Genomic DNA, 21,945 nt, shown 5'->3' with positions numbered 1-21,945 from the left:
CGGGCCGTGGGCGGCGGTCAGTGGCGGGCGGGGTGGAAGACCAGCTGCTGGTCGGCCGGTGAGTAACCGCTGAGGGTCACCGTGGGGCCGTGGGTCGGCAGGGAGGGGTCCGGGAAGCCGGCCGGGAGCGGCTGCCGGTTCTCGGGACGCCGGTCCATCGTCGTGAACTCCACCGGGAACGGCGCGCCCCGCTCGATCTGCGCCTGGTAGAACTCCAGCCACCGGGTGTTGTCGAAGGACACGGCGGCCACGATCCGGCCCTGGTACCCGTAGACGCCGACGAACCGGCGCTCGGCCAGCGAACCCTGCGTGATCATGATCTCCTCGCCCATGGGCGGCACCCCGACCGACTTGATGTTCACACCGAACATCGAGGACCAGAAGGCGGGCATCCACAGGTGCGGGCGCCGGTCGACGCCGTGGCAGATCATGTTGTGCGCGGCCGTCTCCGCCTGGGCGACGGCGTTGCCCCAGTGCTCCAGCGAGAGGAACTGGTAGCCGAAGAGCGCGTGCGGGGAGCGCGCCACATCGCCGGCCACGAAGACGTCGTCCGTGACGATGCCCCGGAAGTCGAAGGCCCGGCAGCCCGCGTCACACGCGATGCCCCGCGGCCCGGCGCCCAGCCCCGACCCGTCCAGCCACTCGGTGTTCCGCAGCGACCCGAGCGAGACCACGACCACGTCCGCCTCGACGACGCTCTCGTCCGACAGGTGGACGGCCCGCACCCGGCCGGCCGGGTCGCCCTCCAGCGCGGTCACCGTCACATGGGTGCGCAGGTCCACGCCGTTCTCGGTCTGCAGGTCGGCCGCGACCGCGCCGACGACCCCGCCGAGCGCCCCCACCAGCGGCGCCCCCGCCCGTTCCGCCACGGTGACCGGCAGGCCCATCTCCCGGCACGCCGAGGCCACCTCCGAACCGGCGAACCCGGCGCCGATGACGAACACCCGGCGCGGCCCCGCCTTCAGCCGCCGGTACAGGTCGGCCGCGTCGTCCCGCGTGCGCAGCAGGCAGACGCCGTCGAGCCGGGCCTCCTCCTCCTTCGGCCACGGCCGGGCGCGCACACCGGTGGCGATGAGCAGCCGGTCGTACTCCACCTCGTCCCCGTCGGCCAGCCGGACCCGTTTGGCCGTCAGGTCCAGGCCGGTGGCGGCGACGCCGAGGCGCCACTTGGCGTCGATCTCCCGGCGGTGGGGCAGCTCGGTGTGGTGCGGGGAGGCCATGCCCAGCAGCACGGACTTGGACAGCGGCGGCCGGTCGTACGGTTCGTACGGCTCGTCCCCGATCAGGGTCAGCTCACCGGCGAAGCCCTCGGCACGCAGCGTCTCGGCGGCCCGCCGGCCGGCCAGTGAGGCGCCTACGATCACGATCCGGCCCTCGCGCCTGAGCCACTCCACGTAGTCAGCGGTCATCGGACGCCTCCCGGACCCCGGCCGCGCGGTCCACGGCGTCGGCGGTGATCGCCTGCACCGGGCAGGCGGCCACGGCCCGCGCCACCCGCTCGCGCTGGTCGTCGTCCGCGCGCGGGTTGTAGATCAGCGACTCATCGCCGTGCAGGGCGAAGACGTCCGGCGCGAGGAACGCGCACTGCGCGTACCCCTGACACTTGTTGAGATCGACGACGAGCCTCATCGACGCTCCGCCCTTTCCGCTGGCAGGTCCGGTCGCCGCACGCGGTGTGCGCGGACGGTCCCGGTCATCGGTCGTCCCCCCGCCCGCCAGCATGCGAGCCGGGGCGGGGTGCCCGCGCGCCGGGCACGCCGATCGAGTGAGGGGCCGGCGGCCTACGCCTCGTCCGGCCGGGGCCGGGGACGCCGGCTCGCCACGAGGATGTGCACGCTCAGCAGCAGCGACCAGGCGGGGAAGGCCAGCTCGACCCAGGGCACGTTCGACGAGAAGAGCAGCAGTGCCAGGGCGACGAGGAAGCCCAGTGCCGTGAGCCAGCGCGGCAGGACCCCGAGGCGGTGGCCGATGACCGACATGGACGACACGAAGACGGCCGCCATCCGCATGGCGTACCCCGTCATCAGCGTGTACGCGAAGTGGCGGCCGAAGTCCCAGGCGGCCGGCAGCGGCGGCAGGCCGGCCGGGTGGGCCACCACGAGCACGGCGTCCGCAGCCGCGGCGGCGGCCAGCATCGTCGCGGTGAAGACCAGCCCGCTGCCGAGGAGGACGGTGGCGACGAACTTGTCCTCGACCGCGCCGACGTGCGTGCGGACCGCGCCGATGAACCACAGGAAGAAGATCCCGGCGAACGGCACCAGCGCGAGGGCGGCGCGCAGCGCGCCGCGCCGCCCGGCGTCCGTGAACGCCGGCGCGGTGCCCGTGCCGGCCCCTTCCGGGAGCCCCAGCCTGACCAGCACCATCGCCGCCGCCAGGAGCAGCGCGAAGACCACCCCGGCCAGCCCGGCGGCGCGTGGTGTCCGAAGTGCCTGCCGACTCGGCCTCTGCTCCTGCATGCCCGGCCCGCCTTCCGCATCGGTCCCCGGCACCAGCTAGCCGCCCGAGCCCCGTCCGCGCCACCGGGTGTCGGCCGTACGGCCGAGGGGCCCGGGGCCGTACGGCCGAGGGCGCCCGCCCGCGCTCTTCGCGCCGCCCTCCGCAAGGGCGCCCTCGCTTCCGTCACCCGGGCGGGGCGCCGTGGCGTCCCCGGCGCCGGGCCGTCAGAGCCGGGCCAGCTCGTCCACCAGGTCGTCCAGGCCCAGGGAGCCCTGCGACAGCGCCGCCATGTGCCAGGCCTTCAGGTCGAACGCGTCGCCGTGCCGCTCGCGCGCCTTCTCACGGCCGAGCAGCCACGCCCGCTCGCCGAGCTTGTAGCCGATCGCCTGGCCCGGGATCGTCAGGTACCGGGTCAGCTCGCTCTCCACGTAGTCCGCCGGCCGGCTGCTGTGCGCGCCGAAGAACTCCTCGGCCAGCTCCGGCGTCCACCGCTCACCGGGGTGGAACGGCGCATCCGCCGGGATCTCCAGCTCCAGGTGCATGCCGATGTCCACGATCACCCGGGCCGCCCGCATCATCTGCGCGTCCAGGTAGCCGAGCCGCTCCTCGGGATCCGTGAGGTAGCCCAGCTCGTCCATCAGCCGTTCCGCGTACAGCGCCCAGCCCTCCGCGTTGGCGCTGACCCCGCCGATCGTCGCCTGGTAGCGGGAGAGGTTCTCCGCCACGTGCGCCCACTGCGCGAGCTGGAGGTGATGCCCGGGCACGCCCTCGTGGTACCAGGTCGAGACGAGGTCGTAGACCGGGAACCGGGTCAGGCCCATGGTCGGCAGCCAGGTGCGGCCGGGCCGGGAGAAGTCCTCCGACGGCGGCGTGTAGTAGGGCGCCGCCGCGCCGCCGGGCGGGGCGATGCAGGACTCCACCCTGCGAACCCGCTCGGCGAGTTCGAAGTGCGTGCCGTCCAGCTCCTCGATCGCCTTGTCCATCAGGCCCTGGAGCCACTCCCGGACCTCGTCCACGCCCTCGATGTGCCGGCCGTGCTCGTCCAGGTGCGCGAGCGCCACCCACGGCGTCTCCGCGCCGGGCAGGATCTTCTCCGCCTCCTTGCGCATCTCGCCGAGTATGCGGTGGAACTCCGCCCAACCGTACGCGTACGCCTCGTCCAGGTCCAGGTCCGTGCCGTTGAAGTAGCGGGCCCAGCGCGCGTACCGGTCCCGGCCGACCACGTTCGGGGCGCCCTCGGTCGCCGGCGCGTACACGTCCCGCAGCCAGTCCCGCAGCTCCACCAGGGCGCCGGTCGCCGCACGCGCCGCCTCGTCCAGCTCCGCGCGCAGCGCCTCGGGGCCCGCGGCGGCGAAGTCCTCGTACCAGCCGCGGCCCTTGCCGTCCGTGTCCGTCCACTCGGTGAGCTGGTCGATGTGGGTCGCGGTAGGCCGGGGCGCCGCGAACAGCTTGCGTTCCAGGCCGAGTTCGAGGGAAGCCCGGTAGCCGGCGAGGGCGGCGGGCACCGCGCGCAGCCGCTGCGCGATCGCCGCCCAGTCCTCCTCGGTGTCGGCCGGGGTGACCGTGAAGATCTCCCGGACCGCGTGGGCGGGCGTGTCCAGGTTGCCGATCCGGCGCAGATGCTCCTCGGCGTCGTGAACGGCGAGTTCGGCGGTCAGCCGCTCCCGCAGCAGCCGGGCGCAGCGCCGCTCCACGTCACTGTCCGCACCGGGCCGCCGCTCGGCCTCGTCCAGCTTCGCGAGCGTGGTCCGCGCCAGCTCCGCCAGGGCCTCCTGACCGGCCGGCGAGTAGTCGGGCAGCCTGCTCGAACTCTCCTTCACACCGAGGTACGTACCGGTGACCGGGTCGAGGGCGATGAGGTCGTCGACGTAGGCGTCGGCGACCTGACGGGGAAGCGGGCTCTGGGTCTCAGACATGCGGCCCATCCTCGTACGACGACGATCTCCGCGTCACCCGGGAATGCGGGGATTCAGCTCTGGGCGTGGCCGGGCGGCAGCAGCGGTCCGCACTCCCACTGCTGGAAGATCAGCCGGGTCTCCACCCGGGCCACCTCGCGCCGCGCCGTGAACTCGTCCAGCACCAGCCGCTGGAGATCGGCCATGTCCGCGACCGCCACATGCACGAGGTAGTCGTCCGGCCCGGTCAGATGGAACACCGACCGCGCCTCCGGCAGCGCCCGGATCCGTTCGACGAACGGTCCCACCAGCTCCCGCCGGTGCGGCCGTACCTGCACCGACAGCAGCGCCTGGAGCCCGCGCCCGAGCTTGGCCGGATCGAGCCGCAGCCGGTGGCCGAGGATCACGCCCGAGCGGCGCAGCCGGGTCACCCGGTCCAGACAGGTCGACGGCGCCACGCCCACCTGCGCGGCGAGGTCGCGGTAGGTGGTCCGGGCGTCGTTCTGCAACAGCCGCAGCAGGTGCAGATCGACCGGATCCAGTACGACGGATTCGGCCATGGGCCGAACGTAGCACGGTGTTCCGCTCCGGTGAACCGTTCGATGTTCACCCTTCCGCCCATGGACACAGCGAGCACCGGTGCCTACGACGACGTACGCACCGCAACGAGAGCCCTGGCCACCGAGGCCGTGCACGCCGGCCGCGACGACCTCGCCCGCCAGGGCCTGCACGCCCCCCCGATCGACCTGTCCACCACCTACCCCTCCTACGACAGCCGCGCCGAGGCCGCCCGCATCGACGCCTTCGCCACCGACGGCGCCGACCCGGTCGGGCCGCCCGTCTACGGCCGCCTCGGCAACCCGACCGTCGCCCGCTTCGAGACCGCCCTCGCCCGCCTGGAGGGCACCGAGTCCGCGGTCGCCTTCGCCAGCGGCATGGCGGCTCTCAGCGCGGTCCTCCTCGCCCGGTCCGCCATGGGCCTGCGCCATGTCGTCGCGGTACGGCCCCTGTACGGATGCAGTGACCATCTGTTGACCGCCGGACTGCTGGGCACGGAGGTCACCTGGACCGACCCGGCCGGCATCGCGGAAGCGCTGCGCCCGGACACCGGCCTGGTGATGGTCGAGTCCCCGGCCAACCCGACCCTCGCCGAGCTGGACCTGCGGGCCCTCGCGCACGCCTGCGGCTCCGTGCCGCTGCTCGCCGACAACACCTTCGCCACGCCCGTGCTCCAGCGCCCGGCCGAGCAGGGCGCCCGGCTGGTGCTGCACAGCGCCACCAAGTACCTCGGCGGGCACGGCGATGTGCTGGCCGGTGTGGTCGCCTGCGACGAGGAGTTCGCGGGCCGGCTGCGGCAGATACGTTTCGCCACCGGGGGAGTCCTCCATCCGCTCGCCGGCTACCTGCTGCTGCGGGGGCTGTCCACGCTTCCCGTGCGGGTGCGGGCCGCGTCCGCGAACGCCGCCGAGCTGGTCCGCCGGCTCGCCGCCGACCCGCGCGTGGCCCGGGTCCGCTATCCGCGGCTCGGCGGCGCGATGATCGCCTTCGAGGTGCACGGCGATCCGCACGAGGTGATCTCCCGGGTCCGGCTCGTCACCCCCGCGGTGAGCCTGGGCAGCGTCGACACGCTCATCCAGCACCCCGCGTCCATCAGCCACCGCATCGTGGACGCCGACGACCGGCGCGGGGCCGGGGTGAGCGACCGGCTGCTGCGGCTGTCCGTCGGCCTGGAGGACGTCGACGACCTCTGGGCCGACCTCGACCAGGCACTGGGCGCTCCGCGTGAACGGCGGGTCACGGCACTGCAGGAGGCGGTGCGCTGAGACGGACGGTCCGGGCCTGCGGGGCGGTGCCGCTGTGCGTGGGCGGTGCCGCTCTGTGGGAACGGGGGTTAGGGCCTGCGGGAGGCGGTGTGCTGACGCGGACGGTTCGGGCCTGCGGGGCGGTGTCGCTGTGCGTGGGCGGTGCCGCTCTGTGGGAACGGCGCTCCGGGAGGCGGTGTGCTGAGGCGGGCGGTCAGGCTCTGCCAGCGGTGCCGCTCTGCGGGAGCGGCGGGTTAGGGCCTGCGGGAGGCGGTGTGCTGACGCGGGCGGTCCGGGCCTGCGGGGCGGTGCCGCTGTGCATGGGCGGTGCCGCTCTACGGGAGCGGCGCTCCGGGAGGCGGTGTGCTGAGGCGGGCGGTCCGGGCCTGCGGGGTGGTCAGGCTCTGTGAGCGGTGCCGGTCTGCGCGGAGGTCCTGCTCGGCGGGGCGGTCCAGCTCTGCCGGGCGGTGCCGCTCGGTGGGGGTAGGGATTCGGCACCGCCGGCCCCAGTCGTTGCGGCTGGGCGGCGGTGCCGTGCGGCTCAGCCGAGCCGGGGCGGCTGGGGGCCGGGCGCGGTGGCGACCGGTGTGGGGTCCAGCCGGGCCGTGATCACCAGCGTGCCCTCCTCGACCTGGTAGTCCAGCGGCAGCCCGAGTCCGCGCATCGCGGCCACCATGCCGGTGTTGGACGCCTTGGTCACCGCGTACACGCTCGCGCAGCCGGCCTCCGCCGCCATCGCCACCAGCCGGCCGAGCAGCTCGCCGCCGACGCCGCGCTGCTGCCACTCGTCCTCGACCAGCAGCGCCACCTCGGTCTCGTCGCCGTCCCACAGCAGATGCCCGAGGCCGACGATGTGCCCGGAGGTGGTCTGGGCGGCCAGGGTGCGGCCGAAGCGGGGGCTGAGCAGGTGGTTCAGATAGCGGTCGGTGTCGCCGACCGGGCCGTGGTAGCGCTGGGCGAGGGTGTGCGGTGAGCACCGGTCGTGCATCGCCCGGGCCGCGGCCAGGTCCCCGGTGTCGACCCGGCGCACGGTGATGTCGTTGCCCTCGGGGAGGGTCAGCACGTCCTCACCGTCGGGGATGCGCGGTCCGAGCCGGCCGTCCAGCTCCACCAGCGCCCGCGCGCGGGCGAACTCGGTGGGGGTGAACGGCAGGTACGGCCGCTCCACGGTGAGCACACCGCCCTCGGGTGCCGGCAGCCGCATCACGGTGTCCTCCAGGACCCCCTCGACCGGCACCGGCTGCGGTCCGCGGCCGCCGCCGGCCGGCCTGCCGGGCAGCGACCGGATCGTGCAGCGGCCCAGCAGCTGGCGCAGCGCCAGCGGTAGTTCGGCGGCGTCCAGGGCGGTGCGGGCGGCCAGGCCGAGCACCCGGGTGGGCACGTCGACCAGGTCGTGGGCGTCGGCCCGCTCGATCCAGGTGGCCGTACCCCCGGCCAGCGCGACGGCCCGGGTGATCTCGGCCGCCGCGAGCGCGCCCGGCGCCCGCAACAGGAAGTCGTCCACCGTGCCGTCGGCCAGCGGGTGCGTCTGCAGGCTCAGGATGTCCACCCGGTGCTCGGCGAGCGCCGTGCACAGGGCGGCCAGCGAGCCCGGCTCGTCCTTCACCGTCGTCCGCATCCGCCACAGCGTGCCGCCGATGTCGTAGGCGGCGGGCTGTGCGGAGGGCCCGGCAGGCCGCGTCCCGGCGGCCGGCCGGGCACCGGTATCGCTGGCCGGCGGCGCGTGTCCGTGGCGGCGTGACCACCACACGTGGAACACCGCCGTCGCGGCCAGCACGATCGCCGAGATCACCAGCAGGGCCGGGCCGTCGGGCCCGTGTCCGATCAGGTTCGCCACCGCGTCCGCGACGGCCACGGCCGTGAAGAGCGCGGCGAGTTCGACGACGTCGCGCCGCCAGTGGTGCACGGGCCGCCCGTGCTTGGCCCGGGTCACGTCAGGCATGTCTGGAGTCATGCAGCCACTGTGGACGAAGGGTGTTGCGTGATCACGAACTGATTGTGACCGATGGGTAAAGCATGCTCCGTCCCTTTTTTTGCATTTTCTACGACCGCCTGCCCGACCGCTTCCCGGCGATGCCCTTACTGGCCGACCCGGCCCGGCTGGAGCGCCTGGGTGAACAGCACGGTGCCGTCCTGCTCCCGCAGCCGTACCGTCAGCTCGCCGCTGTCCCCGTCGATGTCGACCTCGCCGAAGAACTGGTAGCCGCCCGCGGGTGAGACGTTCGACGCGGTCGGCGCCTTCACGAACACCCGCTCCGGTCCGAAGGTGCCGTCCAGCGCGCCGGCCGGGAAGGCGCCGGCGTTCAGCGGCCCGGAGACGAACTCCCAGAACGGCTCGAAGTCGGTGAACGCGGCCCGGGAGGGGTGGTAGTGCTGCGCGGAGGTGTGGTGCACGTCCGCCGTCAGCCACAGCGTGCCGGTGATCCGCCGGTGCTTCACGAACCGCAGCAGCTCGGCGAGCTGCAGCTCACGGCCGAGCGGGGCACCCGGGTCGCCCTGGGCCACCGCCTCGAAGTTCGGCCGGTTCTCCGTCGCATCGGGCACGACGAGACCGAGCGGCATGTCGGCGGCGATCACCTTCCACACCGCACGCGACCGGGCCAGCTCCCGCTTGAGCCACTCCAGCTGCTCCCGGCCGAGGATGCCCTGCGGGTCGACCGTCTGGTCGTCCGGCGAGTTGGCGTTGCGGTACGTACGCATGTCCAGCACGAACACGTCCAGCAGCGGGCCCTGGTGCAGCACCCGGTAGACGCGGCCCTCCTGCGCTCCTGGGCGCAGCGTGGAGACGGGGAAGTACTCGCCGAACGCCCGCCGGGCGCGCGCGGCGAGCACGTCGATGCTCTTCTCGGTGTACCGGGTGTCGGTGGAGGCGATCACCTCGCCCGGGTACCAGTTGTTGCGCACCTCGTGGTCGTCCCACTGGACGACCGAGGGCACGCGGGCGTTGAACCGCCTGAGGTTCTCGTCGAGCAGGTTGTACCGGAAGTTGCCCCGGTACTCGGCGAGGGTCTCGGCGACCTTCGCCTTCTCCTCGGTGGTGACGTTCCGCCAGGTGCCGCCGCCGGGCAGCGCCTGGGTGGCCGAAATGGGGCCGTCGGCGTAGACGTTGTCGCCGCTGCACAGGAAGAAGTCCGGGTCCAGCTTCGCCATCGCGTCGTAGATCCGGTAGCCGCCGAGGTCGGGGTTGATGCCCCAGCCCTGGCCGGCCAGATCGCCCGACCACAGGAACCGCACGCCGTCCCGGCGCCGCCGGGACACGGTGCGGAAGGTGCCGGTCACGGGCTCGCCGGTGCGGCGCGGGTCGTCCGGGTCGGCGAGCAGCACCCGGTAGTGGATCTGCTCGCCGGGGGGCAGGCCGTGCAGCCGGGTGGTGCCGGTGAAGTCCGTGCCGGGGCCCAGCAGCGGTCCGTGCCACCGGCGCGGGTTGCGGAAGGCCTCGGTGGCCGAGGTCTCCACGATCATCCGGGCCGGCCGGTCCGCGCGCACCCAGACCAGTCCGGAGTCGGCGGTCACGTCACCGGTCTGCACGCCCCAGTGCGCCCCGGGGCGTCCGGAGCGGGCGAACGCCGGGGCCGCGCCGAGGCCCACGGGCAGGGTCAGGGCCGCCGACGCGGCGAGGGAGCCGCGCAGAACGCTGCGGCGGCCCGGGAACGGACGGTGGGACATGGCTGCGCCTCCAGGGACGTGATCCGGCCAGTGTGCACAGCCACACCTACGGGGCCCCCGCGGCGCGCACGCGAACCGGAGGTGAACTCGGGCCGGACGGGAGGCGGTCGGTGGCGCTCAGCGGCTGCCGTCCAGGATGACCCGCGCGACCAGAGCCGGGTCGTCGTTCATCGGGCAGTGACCGCAGCCGGGCAGCCGCACCAGCCGGGCGTGCGGGATGAGCCGCTTGGCGCGGACGCCCTGGCGGCGCACGAGGATCCGGTCCCGGCTGCCCCAGGCCACCGTGACCGGCAGGCCCGACAGCTCGTCGGTGAACCGTACGGCGGAGCCTGCCCGCAGGGTCGCCTCGAAACCGGTGGCCCCGACGAGCGCGAGCGTCTCGGCGACCACCGCCTCCGGCGAACGGCGCCCGGGGCGGGCGTAGATGGTGCTGGTCAGCGCGGTTCGGCCGGCCGCCGTACGGGCCAGCCGCTCCACCAGCGGCAGGGGCAGCCGCCGGGCGATGCCGCGCATCGCGAGCAGCACCGTGAACGCGTACCGCCGCTCGGCCTCGGTCCAGAAACCCGCGGGGGAGAGGGCGGTGACGGACCGTACGAGCTTCTCTCGGCCCAGCTCCAGCGCGAGCAGACCGCCCAGCGAGTTGCCGGCGACGTGCGGGCGGTCCAGCTCCAGCGCCTCGAACAGGGCGCCCAGCACGGAGTTCGTCGTCGGCAGGTCGTACGCCAGGCCCGCCGGCAGCCCCGGGGACGCGCCGAACCCGGGCAGGTCGACGGCGATCACCTCGCGCTCGGTGGCCAGGATGTCCACGACCGGGTCCCAGGCCTGCCGGTGATGGCCGATGCCGTGCAGCAGGACCAGCGGTTCACCGCGGCCCACGCGCGCGTAGGACACGGTCACCTCGCCCGGGCCGTGCGGTGCGGGGACCTTGAAGGAGACGGTGGCGGACATGGGGGTGCTCCTCGTCTGGGCTGCTGACGGACGCCGTAGACAGCTTGTCAGCAATTGCTACCGGCCGGTAGCCCCCGGATGCCGCACACCGCGTACGTCCCTCAACGCGCCCGGCGCACCTCGATGTTGAAGTCGGCGTGCCCGAAACCGCGGAACAGGGTCAGCCACAGCGGCAGATACATCTCCACCGCGCGTGCCGACCGGATGCCGCCCAGGTCCAGCACCCGCCCGGCCGGCCAGCCGAACTCCGCGAGCAGACCCGTCACCCGCTCCTTGGCCCGGGCGTCCGCCCCGCACACGAACACATGGTGCTCGCCCGGCACCCGCCCCGGGTCCACCATCACCTGGCAGTTGACGGTGTTCAGCGTCTTCACCACGCGCGTGTGCGGGAACGCCCGCTGGATCCGCTCGGCCACGCTGTCCGACTCCACCGGGTCCAGCCGCGGCTGCCCGTCGTCGAACGCCAGCGGATTGGAGACGTCCACCAGCACCTTGCCGTCCAGATGCTCCGCACCCGCCGCCCGCAGCGCGTCCAGCGCCACCCGGCCGCCCACCGCGTTGACGACCACCTCGCCCGCCGCCGCCGCGTCCGCGAACGTCCCCGCGTGGGCCCGGCCGGCCGCGGCCGTCGCCCACTCCACCGCCACCGGGTTGTCCCGGGTGCGGGAACCGAGGGTCACCTCGTGCCCCAGCTCCAGCAGCCGGCCGGCCAGGGTACGGCCCACCTCGCCCGTGCCCAGCACCGCGTACCGCATGGCCCACCTCACGGTCACCGGCCGCCGCCCGCCGGCGGTCCGCCGTCATTGTGATCCGGACCGCTCCCGGAGCCGGGTATTCCGGGTGGACAGCGGCAGGCGTGTCGGCTGGGATGGACCCGTGACCGCCGACCTCGCCACCGACGTCTTCGAAGAGCACCGGCCCCTGCTCATGGGAGTCGCCTACCGCATGCTCGGCCGGGTCGCCGACGCCGAGGACGTGGTCCAGGAAGCCTGGCTGCGCTGGTACCAGGCCGACCGCACGGAGGTCCGCGAACCGCGCGCCTACCTCGTGCGCATCACCACCCGGCTGGCCATCGACCGGCTGCGCCAGGTGCAGTCGCGCGGCGAGGCGTACGTCGGGCCGTGGCTGCCGGAGCCGTATCTCACCGAGTTCGCCGACACCGCCCCGGACTCCGCGGACCACGCCGTACTCGCCGACACGGTCTCGCTGGCCGTCCTGGTCGTCCTGGAGTCGCTCTCCCCCCTGGAGCGCGCCGTGTTCGTGCTCCGCGAGGCGTTCGGCTACCCCTTCGCCGAGATCGCCACGCTGCTCGACCGGGCCGAGCCGGCGGTACGGCAGCTCGCCGGCCGGGCCCGCCGGCACGTGGCCGAACGGCGCCCCCGGTACGAGGTCGACCCCAGCCGGCGCCGGGATCTGACCGAGCGTTTCCTCGCCGCCGCGGCCGGGGGCGACCTGGAGGGCCTGCTGTCCCTGCTCGCTCCGGACGTCCGGCTGGTCGGCGACAGCGGCGGCAAGGCCAAGGCGCCGCTGCGGGTCCTGCACACCGCCGACAAGGTCGGCCGCTTCCTCGTCGCCGTCGCCCGCTCCGGCCCGGCGGACCTGTCCTTCCGCCCCGTGGAGGTCAACGGCGGCCCCGCGCTGCTGATCCTGTCCGGCGACAAGCCCGACAGCCTGTTCCAGGTCGACATCGCCGACGGCCGGATCACCGCCGTCTACATCGTCCGCAACCCCGACAAGCTCCGGCACCTCGACGGCCGCTGAACCCACCGTCCCGCCCGCAGAGCCCCCGTCGTACGACGGGGGCTTTGCCGCGATGTCACACGGCGTGCCGCGTACGAACGCCTCATGAACGCTCCGCGGCAGCCCGTCCGCGCGTTCCGTGTCGCACCGAGGATTGGTCTTGACCAAGGGTGACGGTCGCCCTATCGTCGCAGAGAAGTGCAACAACCTTTAATAAACAAGGGCGCCAAAAACCGCCGGACCACGGCTCATGCGGAGGACAGGGTGGGGACCACGCAGCTGGAATCGGTACCGGAACCGAAGTACTGGCATCTCAAGACCGTGCTCACCGAGGCACTCGACTCCGAGTTCTCGGTCGGCGAGATCCTGCCGAACGAACGTGACCTCGCCGCCCGCTTCGGCGTGGCCCGGGCCACGCTCCGCCAGGCCCTCGAACAGCTGGAGCTGGAAGGCCGCCTGCAGCGCCGCCGCGGCGTCGGCACCACCGTCGCGCCGCCGCGCGTGGGCGTGGCCGTCGGCACCGAACAGCACGCCTGGCCCGGCGCCGCCGGAGACGCCTGGCAGCCCGTCGACAGCGACCTGGCGACGCCGCCCGCCGCCGTCGCCGCCGCACTGGAGACCGGCACGGACGAGCCCGTCCACACCGTCCGCCGCACCCGCATGTCCCACGGTCAGCAGGTCGCCACCGAGCTGCTCTACATCCCGGCGGCCTCGGTGCCCGGCCTCACCGCGATCGACGCCCCGTCCGGCGCGGCACGCGCGCGTGCGGTGCTGCGCGAGCTGCAGCACCTGCCGCTGGAGGGCGAGGAGCGCGCCGTCGAGCTGGGCTCCGCACGCGCGGACGACGCCAAGGAACTCGACCGCCTCCCCGGCTCGCCCGTCCTCGTCGTCACCACCCGCTTCCTCGCCCAGGGGCGCACCGCCGCACTGTCGGTGGCCACCTACCGCGCGGACACCTGCCGGCTGACCTTCGGCGAATCGGCGGGCGTGGAGATACACCACGACCCGGGGCGGCGGGCTTCCTGAGCCCTGAGGCAGCCCGCACACCGGGCTCCGCACGACTCCGGACGCGGCCAACCCCCCAGGGGCGCGGGGGCGCATCGAACGTGCGGCTCCGCCGCGCGGGCGCGACCGGCCACGACGCCGCCGCGGCGCTACGACGACCCGCGCCTCGTCGCACAGCTCAGCGCCGGGTAACCGTTCCCTCCACGGCGAACAACTGCTCCTCCACATGGTCCAGAGCCAAGCGCAGCGCCCCCGTGGCGACGGCCGCCTCACCCAGTAAGGACAACGCCACCCGAGGCGGCCGCAGGCAGTAGCGGGCGAGTTCCCGCCGCAGCGGTTCCAGGACGCCGTCCAGACCCGCCGCCCAGCCCCCGATCACGACCAGCTCCGGATCGAGCGCCAGCACCAGCGCGGCGACATCGTGCACCAGCCGCTGGATGAACCGTTCCACGGCCGCCCGGGCCTGCTGGTCGCCCTTCCGGGCCAGCGCGAACACCTCGGCCACCGCCTGCTCGTCCAGCGGGTGCAGCGGCTCGTCGGTGGTGGACAGCAGCGCCTCCGGCGTCGCCTCCCGGCCCAGCAGATGCAGCGCGCCGATCTCCCCGGCCGCCCCGCCGTAGCCCCGGTGCAGCCGCCCGCCGATCAGCGAGCCGGCCCCGGGGCTCAGCCCGGCCAGGACGAACACCACGTCGTCCGTCTCGGTCGCCGCGCCCTTCCAGTGCTCGGCGACGGCCGCCGCGTTGGCGTCGTTCTCCACCAGGACCGGGCAGCGGAAGGAACGGCTCAGCCGCTCCGCGAGCCGCAGCCCCGTCCACTGCGGCAGGGCCGTGCTCAGCCGCACCGTGCCGTCCGCCTCCACGATGCCCGGTGTGCCCACGCCCACCGCCCGCAGCGAGCCGCGCGCCACCCCGGCCCGGCGCAGCAGTTCGGCGACCGCGCCGCGCAGCCGGTCCAGCCGCTCGTCCGCCGGGGCCGTCTCGTCGACCTCCTTGGCCTGGGCGCCCAGCACCCGTCCGTCCAGGTCGGACAGGAGCGCGGCGACCCGGTGCGGCCCGACCTCCAGGCCCAGCAGATGCCCCGCCTCGGCCCGGAACCGGAACCGCCGGGCGGGCCGCCCCTGGCGTCGGGCGCCGCCGTCGTCGGCCGCCGCCTCCACCACGAGGCCGCCCTCGATGAGCCCCTCCACCACGCCCTCCACGGTCGGCCGGGACAGCCCGGTGACGCGGGTGATCTCGGTGAGTGTCGCGCAGCCCGTGGCACGCAGCGCGTGCAGCACCACCGCGGAATTGATCCTTCGCAGCAGCGAGGGATCGCCGCCGGTCAGCTGCCCCACCGTCCGTCCCTCCCAGCTCGCGGGCGTGTTGGCCGGATGGTACTCGGCCCGTCGCACCCCGGCGAACGCCGGGCCCCGCCCGCGGCCGGAGCCCTCGCTCAGCCCGGCTCCACGAAGCCCGACTCGTAGGCCGCGATCACCGCCTGGGTGCGGTCGCGCGCGCCGAGCTTGGCCAGGACGGCGCTCACATGCGACTTCACCGTCTCCGCGCCCACCACCAGCCGGGCGGCGATCTCGGCGTTCGACAGCCCCCGGCTCATCAGCCGCAGCACCTCCGCCTCCCGCTCGGTCAGCCGGGCCCGCTCCAGCACCGCCCGCGCCGGGCGGTCGCCGTCGCCGTACCGGGCGGCGAGCCGTCGTACCGAGGCCGGGAACAGCAGTGACTCGCCCTCCGCGACCAGCCGCACCGCGTGCACGATCTCGGCCGGGCGGGCCCGCTTCAGCAGGAAACCGTCGGCGCCCGCGCGCAGCGCCTCGTACACGTGCTCGTCGTCCTCGAAGGTCGTCACCACGAGGATCTTCGGCGGCTCCGGCACCGTGCGCAGCACCGCGCGCGTGGCCTCGATGCCGTCCATCAGCGGCATCCGCACGTCCATGGCGACCACGTCGGGCCGCAGTTGCCGCACCAGCGGGATGACCGCCGCACCGTCGGCGGCCTCGCCCACCACCTCGATGCCGGGCTGCGCCTCCAGCACGGCTCGCAGACCGGCGCGCACCAGGGGTTCGTCGTCGACGAGGAGTACGGTGACCGGCATCCCGCCAGCGTAGATCAGCCGGCGGGCAGCTCCGCGCGCACCTGCCAGTCGCCCTCGTCCGGGCCGGTCCTCGCGGTGCCGCCGAGCAGCGCGGCCCGCTCCCGTATGCCGCGCAGGCCGTTGCCCCGCCCGGGGCCGGGTATCGCCCCCGGCAGCGGATTGCGGACCTCCAGGGTGAGCGTCCCGCCGGTGACCGCGACCCGGACCCGGACCGGGACGGCCCCCGCGTGCCGCAGCACATTGGTGAGCGCCTCCTGCAGGATCCGGTAGCCCTCACGGGACACCGGGCCCGGTACGGCCTCGACCGCGCCCGTCACCTCGGCGTCGATCTTGGCGCCGGAGGCCCGCGCCGACTCCAGCAGCCGGCCGGCGTCGGCCAGTGTGGGCCGGGCGCTCACCGGCCGTTCGGTCTCCCGCAGCACGCCCAGCACCCGCTCCAGGTCCTCCAGCGCGGCCCGGCCGGTCTCCTCGACGGCGGCCAGCGCCCGGTCGGTGAACTCCGGATCGCCGGCCGCGCGCGCGGCACCGGCCTGCACCACCGCCACCGTCAGCGCGTGCCCGATGGAGTCGTGCAACTCCCGCGCGATCCGGGTGCGTTCCAGCAACTGCTCGGTGCGCTCCTCCAGCGCGGCCAGCCGCTCGGCCGCCGACGGCCCGAGGAGGCGGCGCGCGGCGGCGGTGAGCAGCTCTCCGAGCCCGACCACCGCCCCGTACAGGGCGAGCAGCGGCAGCGGCGCCAGCAGCGCCCAGGCGGGGTGCGGCGGCAGCCGGTCCAGCAGCGGGACCCCGGCCGGCGCCGCGTCCCACGCGCACCGCGCCAGCTCGACGCTGGTGACGGGCAGCCACACCGAGGCGAACACGGCCGCCGCGCCGAGCACCATGCGCAACTCCAGCCACAGCACCGTACGCAGCCGGTCCCGCCAGGTCGCAGCCGACGCCTCGGAGATGCCCGGCTCCGGCTCGCCGGGCGTGAGCAGCAGCCGCGCCTGCACCCCCTCGCCCCGCCGTGTCGCGGGCACCAGTCCGAGCGGGACGAGCAGCAGCGCGGGCACCCACGGGGTCGAGGGGTCGACGAAGAGCCAGACGCTGACCAGCAGCATGGGCACCCACAGATGCAGCAGACGTGTGTACGTCGCCCCGCTCAGCAGCGGGCGCAGGAAGCGGGCCATGCGCTCATCGTCGCAGGCGGCACCGGCAACGGACCTCCCCCGCACGGGGGAGGCGGTCCCCACCGGCGGGGGATCAGCCAACTCCGCCGTACGGCCAGGCCGTTGCCATGACCAGCATCGACGTACGAGACCTCACCAAGGAGTACGGCGGCCGGCGGGCCGTGGACCGGCTCACCTTCCGCGTGCACCCCGGCCGGGTCACCGGCTTCCTCGGCCCCAACGGCGCCGGCAAGTCCACCACCTTCCGCCTCGTCCTCGGCCTCGACCGGCCCACCGCCGGCACCGCCACCGTCGGCGGCCACGCCTACACCGGGCTCCGCGACCCCCTGCGCCGGGTGGGCGCCCTGCTCGACGCCCGCGCCGCGCACGGCTCCCGCACCGCCCGGGACCACCTGCTCGCCCTCGCCGCGAGCAACCGCATCCCGGCCCGCCGGGTCGACGCCGTCCTGGCGGAGACCGGCCTCGCCGCCGTGGCCCGGCGCCGGGTACGGACGTACTCCCTCGGCATGCGCCAGCGTCTCGGCCTCGCCGCCGCCCTGCTCGGCGACCCCGAGGTCGTCCTGCTCGACGAACCCGCCAACGGCCTCGACCCCGAAGGCATCGTGTGGATCCGCGCCCTGCTGCGCCGGCTCGCCGCGGAGGGCCGCACCGTCCTGGTCTCCAGCCATCTGATGGGGGAGACCGCCGCCTTCGCCGACCACCTGCTGATCCTCGGCCGGGGCCGGCTGCTCGCCGACACACCGGTCCGGGATTTCATCCACGCGCGTGTACGGCCGCACGTCCGCATCCGCACCACCGAACCCGCCGCCCTGGAGGACCTCCTCGCCCGGCACGGTCACGACGCCTCCCGGGACGAGGACGGGACGTGGACCGTACGGCACGCGCGCGTGGACGACCTGGGCCGGCTGATGTCCGAGGCGGGCGTCCCGGTCCTGGAACTCGCGGCCCGGGAGGCCACCTTGGAGGAGGCCTACCTCGACCTGACCGCGGCCGAGGCCGAGTTCACCGCATCACGCCAGGAGGCCTGACCATGCCCTTCGCACCCGTGCTCCACGCCGAGTGGATCAAGATCCGTACCCTGCGTTCCCTGCTGGGCGCCCTCGCCGCGATCCTCGTCGCCACCGCCCCGTTGGCGGCGCTCGCCTCGGCCGACGCCGACGACTCCGACCCGCTGTTCTCTATGTTCTTCGGCATCGGCTTCGGCCAGGTCGCCGCGATCGCCTTCGGCACGACGGCCGTCTCGTCGGAGTTCCGGGGCGGTGCGCTGCGGCTGACGCTGGCGGCGGTGCCCGACCGGGGGCGCTGGTTCGCCGCCAAGGCGACGGCGATCGCCCTGCCGGCGCTGGCCGTCGGGCTGCTCACGGGGTTCGTCACGCTCCTGGTGGGCCGGGCGGCCCTCGGCACGTCCGCGCCCGGCCGGACCGAGGGGGTGCGCGGCGCGGTCGGCTGCGGCCTGCACCTGACGCTGCTGGCGCTGTTCGCCGCGGGCCTCGCCACGGTCCTGCGCAGCGGCGTGGCAACCCTCTCCGTGCTGATCCCGTTCCTCCTGATCGTCTCCTTCGTCGTGGGCGACCTGTCGGGCTCGGTCGCCGACTTCCTCCCCGACCGGGCCGGCCAGGTCGCGCTGCACAGCACCTGGGACGGCACCCTCGGCCCGTGGACCGGCCTCGCGGTGACCGCGCTGTGGACGGCGGCGGCCCTGCTGGCGGGCGCGTGGAGCCTGCGCCGCAGGGACGCCTGACGCCGGTCGGGGCACCCTGACAGACCGCCAGTTGTCAGTGGTGCCCGCTTTACTGGACGGCATGGACATCGTGCAGTGCCTGACCCTCATCGACCTGCTGTGCGCCCGGGAGTTCCCCACCGCGCGCGGCAGGACGGAGCACGGCGAGAGCGGGCCCGGCTACCACATAGCCACGTTACAGACGAGCGAGGACTTCTGGGAGGACGACGGCAGCGCACGGGAGGAGACCGCGGACCAGTACGAGGCCGACCGGGACGGCCTCGCCCAGCGGCTCGGCGACCGCTGGGGCCCGCCGCACCACGTCAGCCTGTACAGCGTCCTCGACCGGACCCTGGCGGGCGAGGACATCCCCGAGCCCTGGGCCGGTCTGAGCTGCCACGTCCCCGACGTCCAGCTGTGGCAACTCCCGCGGACCGACCGCTGGCTGGCCCTCGGCATCTCCCAGTGGGACAAGGAACTGCCGTTCCAGCTGCTCGGCATAGTGACCAGCACGGCCCCGCCCTGACAGCCGCTCCCGCCTGCCGGGCCATTGCCCTCGGGGACCCCCTCCGCCCAGGATGGCCACGATCATCGGGGTGACGGCAGGAGTCCGGTGTGGTGGCAGGGGCAGGAGCGGCCGAACTACTGCTGGGCGGCGTCGTCGCGGTGGCTGCTTCCGTGCAGTGGCTCACCGGCATGGGCTTCGCGCTCATCGCGGTCCCCGTGCTCGTGCTGACGCTCGGACCGGCGCAGGGCGTGGTGCTCGCGAACTGCGCGGCCGGCGTCATCAGCATCGGCGGACTCGCCGCGGGCTGGCGACGGGTACGGATCGGTGCCATGGTTCCCCTGGTCGCCGCCGCCGCGTGCACCGTGCCGGTCGGCTCGTGGGCGGCCGCCCGGCTTCCCGAGCCGGTGCTGCTGGCCGGCATCGGAACCCTGGTGACGCTCGCCGTGGCGCTCGTGATGGCAGGCGCGCGCATACCGGCCCTGACCGGAACCAAGGGCGCCGTGACCGCGGGTGCCGTGGGCGGCTTCATGAACTCCGCCGCGGGTGTGGGCGGGCCACCGTACTCGCTGTACGCCTTGAACGCGGGCTGGCGGGTCCACGAGTTCGTGCCGAACGCCCAGTTCTACGGCATCGCGGTGAACGTCCTCTCGGTTGCCGTCAACGGGGTGCCACGGCTGAGCGGGCCGGCCTGGTCGGTGGCCGTGGCCGCCATGGTGGCGGGTGCCCTCGTCGGCAGGGCGCTGGCCCCGAGGGTCCAGGAGCGCGGGGTGCGCCGGCTCATCTTCGTCCTGGCCCTCGCCGGTGGCTTCTCCGTACTGGTCAAGGGGCTGCTGGAGATGGCATGACGCCCACGCGTCGCACCGGCCCTGACCGCACCCTCCCGGGTCGCAGCCGCCCGGGTCGGTGCCGAAGGCTGCCGGGCGGGCCGTTCACCCGAAGGGCCGTCGGGGCACGTCCCCGTCCGCGGCCTCCCGCAGCCGGGCGTACTCCTGCGCCATCGTGGCCGCGGTCCAGTGGGCGTTCAGGCCGCTGGGGTTGGGCAGGACCCAGATGCGGGTGTCGCCGATCGTGCTCTGCTGGGGGCCGATCCGGGCGGTGCGGTCGGCGAAGGCGGCACGGTAGGCGGTCACGCCGACCACGGCCAGCCACCGCGGCTTCAGACGCGTCACCTTGGCGGTCAGCAGCCGGCCGCCCTCGGCGTACTCCTCGGCGCCCAGTTCGTCCGCCCGCGCGGTGGGCCGGGCGACCACGTTGGTGATGCCGAGGCCGTAGGAGAGCAGCTCCTGCTGCTCGGCCGGCCGCAGCAGCCGGGGTGTGAAGCCGGACAGGTGCAGCACCGGCCAGAACCGGTTGCCGGGGCGGGCGAAGTGGTGACCGGTCGCGGCGGTCATCAGACCGGGGTTGATGCCGCAGAACAGCACGCGGAGGCCGTCCGCGACCACGTCCGGGACGAGGCGGTCGCGGGCGGCCTCCAGCTCCGCCTGGGTGAAGCGGGGAGAGCGCGGTGTGCGGCTCAGAGGATCGCTCCGGGGGTGTACCCGGCGGCCTCCGGGTGCTGCTTGACGATCTCCTCGATCCGGGCGACGACCACGCCGACCTGGTCGGCGGCGGCACCCGTGAAGGACAGCTTGTCGGCCATCAGCGCGCCCAGCCGCTCGCGGTCCAGCGGCAGCCGCTCGTCGGCGGCGAGCTTGTCGAGCAGGTCGTTGCGCTCGGCGCCCTGCTCACGCATCGCGAGCGCGGTCGCCACGGCGTTCTCCTTGATCGCCTCGTGCGCGACCTCGCGGCCGACCCCGGCCCGCACGGCGCCCATGAGCACCTTGGTGGTGGCGAGGAAGGGGAGGTAGCGGTCCAGCTCGCGGGCGACGACGGCCGGGAAGGCGCCGAACTCGTCGAGGACCGTCAGGAAGGTCTCCAGCAGGCCGTCCAGCGCGAAGAACGCGTCCGGCAGGGCCACCCGGCGCACCACCGAGCAGGACACGTCGCCCTCGTTCCACTGGTCGCCCGCCAGCTCGCCGGTCATCGAGGCGTAGCCGCGCAGGATGACCATGAGGCCGTTGACGCGCTCGCAGGAGCGGGTGTTCATCTTGTGCGGCATCGCGGAGGAGCCGACCTGGCCGGGCTTGAAGCCCTCGGTCACCAGCTCGTGGCCGGCCATCAGCCGGATGGTCTTCGCCAGCGACGACGGAGCGGCCGCCAGCTGGACCAGCGCGGTGACGACCTCGTAGTCCAGGGAGCGCGGGTAGACCTGGCCGACGGAGGTGAAGGCCTGCGAGAAGCCGAGGTGCCCCGCGATCCGGTTCTCCAGCTCGGCGAGCTTGGCGGCGTCACCGCCCAGCAGGTCCAGCATGTCCTGCGCGGTGCCGACCGGGCCCTTGATGCCGCGCAGCGGGTAGCGGCCGAGCAGCTCCTCGACGCGGCCGTGGGCCACCAGCAGCTCGTCGGCGGCGGTCGCGAAGCGCTTGCCGAGGGTCGTGGCCTGCGCGGCCACGTTGTGCGAGCGGCCGGCCATGACCAGCTCGGCGTACTCGCCCGCGAGCTTGCCGAGGCGGGCCAGTACGGCCACCGTACGGTCGCGCACCAGCTCCAGCGAGAGCCGGATCTGCAGCTGCTCGACGTTCTCCGTGAGGTCACGGGAGGTCATGCCCTTGTGCACGTGCTCGTGCCCGGCGAGGTCGTTGAACTCCTCGATCCGCGCCTTCACGTCGTGCCGGGTGACCTTCTCGCGCTCGGCGATCGAGGCCAGGTCGACGGTGTCGAGGACACGCTCGTAGTCGGCGATCGCCTCGTCCGGCACCTCGATGCCGAGGTCCTTCTGGGCCCGCAGCACGGCGAGCCAGAGCTGCCGCTCCAGCTTCACCTTCTGCTCGGGGGACCAGAGCGTGGCGAGCTCGGCGGAGGCGTAGCGTCCGGCGAGGACGTTCGGGATGCGGGGCTTGGCGGGCGCAGAAGTCACGTGTCCAGATTC

21 protein-coding genes are annotated in these 21,945 nt (G+C 74.2%); 7 read left to right on the top strand and 14 right to left on the bottom strand.

Annotated elements, in window-relative coordinates; genetic code table 11:
- Positions 1 to 17 precede the first annotated feature (17 nt).
- The 5 genes from S1361_RS07115 to S1361_RS07095 form a co-directional block, all read right to left on the bottom strand.
- Complete coding sequence (locus S1361_RS07115; protein WP_208030995.1) at positions 18 to 1,409, bottom strand: NAD(P)/FAD-dependent oxidoreductase; 1,392 nt, start codon at positions 1,407 to 1,409, stop codon at positions 18 to 20.
- Positions 1,399 to 1,629 (bottom strand): ferredoxin, encoded by a 231-nt coding sequence (locus tag S1361_RS07110; protein ID WP_208030994.1) that lies wholly within the window; start codon positions 1,627 to 1,629, stop codon positions 1,399 to 1,401. The genes S1361_RS07115 and S1361_RS07110 overlap by 11 nt, the downstream gene beginning before the upstream one ends.
- A 152-nt stretch (positions 1,630 to 1,781) precedes the next feature.
- A complete protein-coding gene (locus S1361_RS07105) occupies positions 1,782 to 2,456 on the bottom strand; it encodes a hypothetical protein (protein ID WP_208030993.1) in 675 nt (224 codons plus the stop codon).
- Positions 2,457 to 2,660: 204 nt separating this feature from the next.
- Positions 2,661 to 4,352 (bottom strand): DUF885 domain-containing protein, encoded by a 1,692-nt coding sequence (locus tag S1361_RS07100; protein WP_208030992.1) that lies wholly within the window; start codon positions 4,350 to 4,352, stop codon positions 2,661 to 2,663.
- A gap of 53 nt (positions 4,353 to 4,405) precedes the next feature.
- Positions 4,406 to 4,891 (bottom strand): Lrp/AsnC family transcriptional regulator, encoded by a 486-nt coding sequence (locus S1361_RS07095; protein WP_030339892.1) that lies wholly within the window; start codon positions 4,889 to 4,891, stop codon positions 4,406 to 4,408.
- Positions 4,892 to 4,951: 60 nt separating this feature from the next.
- Between S1361_RS07095 and S1361_RS07090 the strand changes: the two genes are divergently transcribed.
- Positions 4,952 to 6,154 carry a trans-sulfuration enzyme family protein gene (locus S1361_RS07090; protein WP_208030991.1) on the top strand — a complete coding sequence of 401 codons (1,203 nt, stop codon included), beginning with the start codon at positions 4,952 to 4,954 and terminating at the stop codon, positions 6,152 to 6,154.
- 520 nt (positions 6,155 to 6,674) lie between these two features.
- On the opposite strand, the gene S1361_RS07085 is transcribed toward S1361_RS07090, so the two are convergent.
- From S1361_RS07085 to S1361_RS07070, 4 genes are all read right to left on the bottom strand, one after another.
- On the bottom strand, positions 6,675 to 8,075 hold the full coding sequence (locus tag S1361_RS07085) for a GNAT family N-acetyltransferase (protein WP_208030990.1): 1,401 nt from the start codon (positions 8,073 to 8,075) through the stop codon (positions 6,675 to 6,677).
- 137 nt (positions 8,076 to 8,212) lie between these two features.
- Positions 8,213 to 9,799, bottom strand: coding sequence for an alkaline phosphatase D family protein (locus S1361_RS07080; protein ID WP_208030989.1), 1,587 nt, complete (start codon positions 9,797 to 9,799; stop codon positions 8,213 to 8,215).
- Between the two features lie 117 nt (positions 9,800 to 9,916).
- Complete coding sequence (locus S1361_RS07075; RefSeq protein ID WP_208030988.1) at positions 9,917 to 10,747, bottom strand: alpha/beta fold hydrolase; 831 nt, start codon at positions 10,745 to 10,747, stop codon at positions 9,917 to 9,919.
- A gap of 101 nt (positions 10,748 to 10,848) precedes the next feature.
- A complete protein-coding gene (locus S1361_RS07070; protein WP_208030987.1) occupies positions 10,849 to 11,502 on the bottom strand; it encodes an NADPH-dependent F420 reductase in 654 nt (217 codons plus the stop codon).
- Between the two features lie 121 nt (positions 11,503 to 11,623).
- On the opposite strand from S1361_RS07070, the gene S1361_RS07065 reads away from it, so the two are divergent.
- On the top strand, positions 11,624 to 12,508 hold the full coding sequence (locus tag S1361_RS07065; protein WP_208030986.1) for an RNA polymerase sigma-70 factor: 885 nt from the start codon (positions 11,624 to 11,626) through the stop codon (positions 12,506 to 12,508).
- Between the two features lie 243 nt (positions 12,509 to 12,751).
- Positions 12,752 to 13,513 (top strand): GntR family transcriptional regulator, encoded by a 762-nt coding sequence (locus S1361_RS07060; RefSeq protein WP_208030985.1) that lies wholly within the window; start codon positions 12,752 to 12,754, stop codon positions 13,511 to 13,513.
- Between the two features lie 157 nt (positions 13,514 to 13,670).
- On the opposite strand, the gene S1361_RS07055 is transcribed toward S1361_RS07060, so the two are convergent.
- The 3 genes from S1361_RS07055 to S1361_RS07045 all read right to left on the bottom strand — a co-directional run bounded on the left by S1361_RS07055 (position 13,671) and on the right by S1361_RS07045 (position 16,749).
- Positions 13,671 to 14,825, bottom strand: a complete 1,155-nt coding sequence (locus tag S1361_RS07055) for an ROK family protein (protein WP_208030984.1) — start codon at positions 14,823 to 14,825, stop codon at positions 13,671 to 13,673.
- 98 nt (positions 14,826 to 14,923) lie between these two features.
- The gene (locus S1361_RS07050) at positions 14,924 to 15,580 is read right to left on the bottom strand and encodes a response regulator transcription factor (protein ID WP_208030983.1); all 657 of its coding nucleotides are present in this window, start codon (positions 15,578 to 15,580) and stop codon (positions 14,924 to 14,926) included.
- Between the two features lie 14 nt (positions 15,581 to 15,594).
- A complete protein-coding gene (locus S1361_RS07045; RefSeq protein ID WP_208030982.1) occupies positions 15,595 to 16,749 on the bottom strand; it encodes a sensor histidine kinase in 1,155 nt (384 codons plus the stop codon).
- Between the two features lie 107 nt (positions 16,750 to 16,856).
- Between S1361_RS07045 and S1361_RS07040 the strand changes: the two genes are divergently transcribed.
- The 4 genes from S1361_RS07040 to S1361_RS07025 all read left to right on the top strand — a co-directional run bounded on the left by S1361_RS07040 (position 16,857) and on the right by S1361_RS07025 (position 19,822).
- Positions 16,857 to 17,777, top strand: a complete 921-nt coding sequence (locus tag S1361_RS07040; protein WP_208030981.1) for an ATP-binding cassette domain-containing protein — start codon at positions 16,857 to 16,859, stop codon at positions 17,775 to 17,777.
- A gap of 2 nt (positions 17,778 to 17,779) precedes the next feature.
- Positions 17,780 to 18,490, top strand: coding sequence for an ABC transporter permease (locus S1361_RS07035; protein WP_208030980.1), 711 nt, complete (start codon positions 17,780 to 17,782; stop codon positions 18,488 to 18,490).
- Between the two features lie 61 nt (positions 18,491 to 18,551).
- On the top strand, positions 18,552 to 18,995 hold the full coding sequence (locus S1361_RS07030; protein ID WP_208030979.1) for a hypothetical protein: 444 nt from the start codon (positions 18,552 to 18,554) through the stop codon (positions 18,993 to 18,995).
- A 92-nt stretch (positions 18,996 to 19,087) separates the two neighbouring features.
- A complete protein-coding gene (locus S1361_RS07025; RefSeq protein ID WP_208030978.1) occupies positions 19,088 to 19,822 on the top strand; it encodes a sulfite exporter TauE/SafE family protein in 735 nt (244 codons plus the stop codon).
- A gap of 84 nt (positions 19,823 to 19,906) precedes the next feature.
- Here the strand turns inward: S1361_RS07025 and mug are convergent, their stop codons facing one another.
- Positions 19,907 to 20,419, bottom strand: a complete 513-nt coding sequence (gene mug / locus S1361_RS07020; protein ID WP_208030977.1) for a G/U mismatch-specific DNA glycosylase — start codon at positions 20,417 to 20,419, stop codon at positions 19,907 to 19,909.
- 71 nt (positions 20,420 to 20,490) lie between these two features.
- A complete protein-coding gene (gene purB, locus S1361_RS07015) occupies positions 20,491 to 21,933 on the bottom strand; it encodes an adenylosuccinate lyase (RefSeq protein ID WP_208030976.1) in 1,443 nt (480 codons plus the stop codon).
- Positions 21,934 to 21,945 lie beyond the last annotated feature (12 nt).

Origin of the sequence: Streptomyces cyanogenus (assembly GCF_017526105.1) — a bacterium.
Lineage (GTDB): Bacteria > Actinomycetota > Actinomycetes > Streptomycetales > Streptomycetaceae > Streptomyces > Streptomyces cyanogenus.
Note: the sequence above shows the minus strand (reverse complement) of the source record. Positions and strands in the feature narration are given on the sequence as shown.